Below are 3,961 nucleotides of genomic sequence, written 5' to 3' on the forward strand. Positions count from 1 at the left end.
CGGCGAGGTGCGGCCGGCGAGGTGCGGCCGCCCGTTTCCTCAGCCAAGCAGCTCGCGCCGCCGCAAGTGCGCAACGTCGCGCATCGGCGGCGCGCCGAACAGCCGGCTGTACTCGCGGCTGAACTGCGACGCGCTCTCGTAGCCGACGCTCGCGGCGACCGAGCCGACGTCGCCGCCCTGCTGCAGCAGCAGCCGGCGCGCCTCGTGCAGCCGCAGCTGCTTCTGGTACTGCAGCGGGCTCAGCGTCGTCACGTGCTTGAAATGATGATGCAGCGACGACACGCTCATGTTGACTGCGTTCGCGAGCGTCTCGACGCGCATCGGCTCCGCGAAGTGCGCACGGATCCATTCGATCGCGCGCGCGATCCGGTGCGTCTGGCTGCCGGCGACGGCCATGTGCCGCAGCCGCGTGCCCTGTGCGCTCGTCAGCAGCCGGTACAGCATCTCCTTCTCGATCAGCGGCGCGAGCACCGGGATGTCGGCCGGCGTGTCGAGCAACCGCACGAGGCGCAGCGCGGCATCGAGCAGCGGCGGCGTCAGCTCGGCGAGCGCGATGCCCTCGCCCTCCGGGCCGGACTCCGGCTCCGGTAGCCGCATCTCGGCCGCGAGCTCGACGATCCGCTGCGGATCGAGCGTCAGCGACAGGCAGAGGTATGGCGCGTCGGCCGACGCGCGCGTCACGCGCGACAGGATCGGCAAGTCGATCGACGTAATCAGGCAGTTTTGTGCATCGTATTCGTACGCGTGGCCGCCCACGATCACGCGCTTCGCGCCCTGCGCGGCGATCACGAGCGCCGCGCGCGACACGGCGCAGCCGAGATCGACGGGCCGCACGTGCTTGTGCAGCATCAGGCCCGGCACCGCGGTCGCGTGCGAGCCGTCGACCGGCGCAAAGCGGCCGATCAGCGACGCCAGTTCGCGCTGCCCGGCCGCGCGCGACGCGGCGATGTCGGTCATGTCCATCACGAGATCCTCGAATCGGTTTGCCCTGCCGCGCGAGCATAGCGAAAGGTCTGTCGCCGCGCGCGGGATTTGCAGGATTGTTCAAGAAATTTGCAGGATTGGGTAGACGAAAACGGCGGCGGCTCGCGCACACTGCCGGCTATCCCGGCCCGGCGCCGGGTTATCCCCACGGAGACACCCCCATGGCCACTACGTTTGTCCTGAACGGCAAGAGCGTGACGCTCGATGCCGATCCGTCGATGCCCGTCCTCTGGGCGATCCGCGAGCACGCGGGGCTGACCGGCACGAAATTCGGCTGCGGGATGGCGCAGTGCGGCGCGTGCACGATCCACCTCGAAGGCCAGGCCGTGCGCTCGTGCGTGCTGCCGCTCGCCGGCATCGCCGGCAAGCACGTGACGACGATCGAAGGCCTGCAGAGCAAGCCCGCGCAGGCCGTGCAGGCCGCCTGGGTGAAGCTGCAGGTGCCGCAATGCGGCTACTGCCAGTCCGGGCAGATCATGTCCGCCACTGCGCTGCTGGAGCAGAACCCGAAACCGACCGACGCCGACATCGACGCGGCGATGAACGGCAACCTGTGCCGCTGTGCGACCTACGCGCGGATCCGCGCGGCGATCCACGACGCGGCCGCGACGCTGGGAGCGTGACCATGACGATCGAACTCGATACGCGCGATTCGGTGCGTCCGTCGCGCCGCACGTTCCTGAAGGCCGCGGGCGCAGCGGCCGCGGTCAGCCTGACGATCGGCTTCGAATGGGCCGGCCTGGGCCGGCGCGCGGCGGCCGCGACGGCCGCGCCCGAAGCCGGCGCGTTCGCGCCGAACGCGTTCCTGCGCGTCACACCCGACGGCGCCGTCACGGTGATCGCGAAGCATGTCGAACTCGGCCAGGGCGCCTACACGGGCATCGCGACGATCGTCGCCGAGGAGCTCGACGCCGACTGGTCGAGCGTGCGCGTCGAAAGCGCGCCGGCCGACGCGAAGCGCTACGCGAACCTCGCGTTCGGCACGATGCAGGGCACGGGCGGCAGCTCGGCGATGTCGAACTCGTGGCAGCAGCTGCGCGAAGCCGGCGGCAAGGCGCGCGCGATGCTCGTGTCGGCGGCCGCCGCGCGCTGGAACGTGCCGGCAAGCGAGCTGACGACCGCCAACGGTGTGGTCACACATGCGAAAAGCGGCAAGACGGCCGCCTACGGCACGCTCGTCGCCGATGCATCGAAGCTGCCGGTACCGGACAAGGTCGTGCTGAAGCAGCCGGCCGACTTCAAGCTGATCGGCCATCGCATTCCGCGCGTCGACGCGTCGGCGAAATCGAACGGCACCGCGCATTTCACGCTCGACACGACGTTCCCCGGCATGCGCGTCGCGCTGCTGCAGCGCCCGCCGCGCTTCGGCGCGACGGTGAAGTCGTTCGACGCGACGGCTGCGAAGGCCGTGCCGGGCGTGGTCTCGGTCGTGCAGGTGCCGGGCGGCATCGCGGTCGTCGGAACGGGCTTCTGGGCCGCGAAACAAGGCCGCGACGCGCTGAAGGTCGAATGGGACGAAACGAACGCCGAAAAGCGCGGCTCGGACGAGATCATGCGCGAATACCGGCTGCTGGCCGCCAAGCCCGGCGCGTCGGCGCGCAAGGACGGCGATGCCGACGCGGCGATCGCAGGCGCCGCGCGCAGGATCAGCGCGAGCTACGAGTTCCCGTATCTCGCGCATGCGCCGATGGAGCCGCTCGACGCGGTCGTCAAGCTGACCAAGGACAGCTGCGAGATCTGGGCCGGCGATCAGTTCCAGACGGTCGACCAGGGCAACGCGGCCAAGGTCGCGGGCCTGAAGCCCGAGCAGGTGCAGATCCATACGCTCTACGCGGGCGGCAGCTTCGGCCGGCGCGCGAATGCGTGGTCGGACTACGTCGTCGAGGCCGTGTCGATCGCGAAGGCACTCGGCGCGGACGGCAAGCCGGTCAAGCTGCAGTGGACGCGCGAGGACGACATCCAGGGCGGCTTCTATCGCCCGATGTACTTCCACAAGCTCGACGCGGGACTGACCGCCGACGGCCGGCTGGTGGGCTGGCGTCACCGGATCGTCGGCCAGTCGATCCTCGCCGGCACGCCGTTCGAGGCCTTCATGGTCAAGAACGGAATCGACGCGACGTCGGTCGAGGGTGCGGCGAACCTGCCGTACGCGGTGCCGAACGTGTCGGTCGAACTGACGACCACCAAGGTCGGCCTGCCCGTGCTCTGGTGGCGCGTGGTCGGCAGCTCGCACACGGCCTACGCGGTCGAGGCGTTCATCGACGAAGCCGCGTACGCGGCCGGCAAGGATCCGTACCTGTTCCGCCGCGACCTGCTGGCCAAGGAACCGCGCATGCGGGCGGTGCTGGAACTGGCCGCGCAGAAGGCCGGCTGGGATCCGGCGAAGCCGCTGCCGAAAGGTCGCGGACGCGGGATCGCGGTGGCCGAGGCGTTCAAGAGCTATGTCGCGCAGGTTGCCGAGGTATCGGTCGATGCGGACGGCAAGGTGAAGGTCGAGCGCGTGGTCTGCGCAGTCGACTGCGGAATCGCGATCAATCCCGACATCGTCGCCGCGCAGATGGAAGGCGGTATCGGCTTCGGGCTCGGCGCGGCGATGCACAGCGCGATCACGCTGAAGGACGGGCGCGTCGAGCAGCGCAACTTCGACGGCTATCAGGTGCTGCGGATGGCCGAGATGCCGAAGGTCGAGGTGCATATCGTGCCGTCCGCCGAAGCGCCGACCGGCGTCGGCGAGCCGGGCGTCGCGCCGGTCGGGCCGGCGGTCGCGAACGCGATCTTCGCGGCCACCGGCAAGCGGCACTACGTGCTGCCGTTCGATTCGGGCAGGAACGCGAGCGCTTGACGGCTGGATCGCTTGCGCCGGTCGGCCGCGCACACCGCGCGGCGGCCGGCGCGGCTGCTGCCCTCGTCGCCTTCGCTGGCTTCGCTGGCTTTCCGCCGTCTCGGCGTCCCGCTGTCCCGCTGTCCCGCTGTCCCG

The 3,961-nt window shown here is 70.2% G+C and carries 3 protein-coding genes; 2 read left to right on the forward strand and 1 reads right to left on the reverse strand.

Annotated features, from left to right (window positions below):
• Nucleotides 1-39 precede the first annotated feature (39 nt).
• Complete coding sequence (locus HMPREF3115_RS24915) at nucleotides 40-963, reverse strand: AraC family transcriptional regulator (protein ID WP_006411469.1); 924 nt, start codon at nucleotides 961-963, stop codon at nucleotides 40-42.
• Nucleotides 964-1,145: 182 nt separating this feature from the next.
• On the opposite strand from HMPREF3115_RS24915, the gene HMPREF3115_RS24920 reads away from it, so the two are divergent.
• Both HMPREF3115_RS24920 and HMPREF3115_RS24925 read left to right on the forward strand, forming a co-directional pair.
• Complete coding sequence (locus HMPREF3115_RS24920) at nucleotides 1,146-1,607, forward strand: (2Fe-2S)-binding protein (protein WP_006408424.1); 462 nt, start codon at nucleotides 1,146-1,148, stop codon at nucleotides 1,605-1,607.
• Between the two features lie 2 nt (nucleotides 1,608-1,609).
• The gene (locus tag HMPREF3115_RS24925; protein ID WP_070556510.1) at nucleotides 1,610-3,826 is read left to right on the forward strand and encodes a xanthine dehydrogenase family protein molybdopterin-binding subunit; all 2,217 of its coding nucleotides are present in this window, start codon (nucleotides 1,610-1,612) and stop codon (nucleotides 3,824-3,826) included.
• Nucleotides 3,827-3,961 lie beyond the last annotated feature (135 nt).

Origin of the sequence: Burkholderia sp. HMSC10F09 (assembly GCF_001806955.1) — a bacterium.
Classification (GTDB): Bacteria; Pseudomonadota; Gammaproteobacteria; order Burkholderiales; family Burkholderiaceae; genus Burkholderia; species Burkholderia multivorans.

Coding starts and splice junctions, on each gene's coding strand:
- HMPREF3115_RS24915 (WP_006411469.1), bottom strand. CDS start 963: ATGGACATGACCGACATCGCCGCGTCGCGCGCGGCCGGGCAGCGCGAA.
- HMPREF3115_RS24920 (WP_006408424.1), top strand. CDS start 1,146: ATGGCCACTACGTTTGTCCTGAACGGCAAGAGCGTGACGCTCGATGCC.
- HMPREF3115_RS24925 (WP_070556510.1), top strand. CDS start 1,610: ATGACGATCGAACTCGATACGCGCGATTCGGTGCGTCCGTCGCGCCGC.